Raw genomic sequence first — 1,331 nt, forward strand, 5'->3', positions numbered from 1 at the left:
GCGGCGAGCCGCCCGGCGATCAGATCGATGCCCGCGTCGAGGGAGAAATCCTGCAGCAGGCGCGTATGGGCGGCGTCCGCGAGGCGCCGCCGCTGGGCCGGATCGCCGGCCAATGCGAGAATCGCCGCCGCCAGCGCCGCCGGATCGCCGGGCGGGACCAGGCATCCTTCGACCCCGTCGGTGATGAACTCCGGCGTCCCGGCGAAGGCCGTGGCGAGGATTGGCAGCCCCTGCGATGCGGCCTCCATCAGCACGTTCGGCAGGCCGTCGCGGTCGCCGGAGGGCGCAGGCTTGGTCGGCAGCACGAACAGGTCGGCCGCCCGCATCGCCGCAACGACCGCCGGCTGGGCCAGCGCACCGTGGAAGGTGATGCGAGATGCGAGCCCACGTTCGGTGACGCGAGCCTTCAGAGCGTCCCGCAACTCGCCGCCGCCGACGAGGTCGAGGCGCCAGTTCAAGGTCGGCGGCAGGCTCGCCAGCGCCTCGATCAGGTCGTCGTGCCCTTTTTTGGGGACGAGGCGGCCGACACAAAGCAGGCGGATCGGGTCGCCGGCATCCGTGCCGTCCCGCGGCGGGCGGGCAGCCGGCTCGGGAAACCGCGCGAGGTCGAGGCCGTGATAGGCGAGCGCGACGTGGCCGGGTTCCGGGTCAACGCGTCCGGACACCGCCCGCAGGCGCCCGAGCCCGTCGCGGGTGCAGGTCACCCCCCAGGCCGCGTCGGCGAGCTTGTCGGCGAGTTCCCGGTCAGGCGTCGTCCAGATGTCCTTGGCGTGGGCCGAGAAGCTCCAGCTTCGCCCGGTCAGCAGCGCGGCGTAGCAGGCGACGCTGGCCGGCGTGTGCAGGAAGTGCGCGTGCAGGTGATCGACCGCGTCGGGCAGCTCCCGGGCCAGCACCAGGGCCTGCCCGAGGCGGCGCACGCGCGAGGCGGTCGGATCGCGCAGCAGATCACCCGTGAATTGTCGGACCAGGGCGCCGAAGCGCCGGCGCCGAAGGCCCGAGGCCAGCGCCCGCAGCACCCGCAGCGGCGCCTCGTGCAGGTATTCGGGCAAATAGAAGACCGGCGCCGCGATCGCGCCGTGCATCGGATGGCGGCTCGCGTTGGTCGGGCGGCGCAGCGACCAGATCGCCAGCGTGAGGCCGCGCCCTTCGAGCGCCAGGATCTCCTGGGCGATGAAGGTCTCCGACAGCCGTGGATAGCCCTTCAGCACGATCGCGATGCGGGCTTCGCTCACGCCCGGTCCCCGAGCGCGAGAGCCGGGGCGGCGGCGTTCAGCGCGCGGACGCGCTCGGCGATCCGGTCGAGGCCGCCGAGCAGGTCCGGGATGTTCGCG

At 73.4% G+C, this 1,331-nt stretch carries 1 protein-coding gene; it reads right to left on the reverse strand.

The annotated features are described in order from the left end of the window. On the reverse strand, nt 1–1,232 hold a 1,232-nt coding region (locus FV222_RS26360), incomplete at its 3' end, for a glycosyltransferase family 4 protein (protein ID WP_147816072.1). Nucleotides 1,233–1,331 lie beyond the last annotated feature (99 nt).

It is taken from the genome of Methylobacterium sp. WL103, from assembly GCF_008039885.1.
Classification (GTDB): Bacteria; Pseudomonadota; Alphaproteobacteria; order Rhizobiales; family Beijerinckiaceae; genus Methylobacterium; species Methylobacterium cerastii.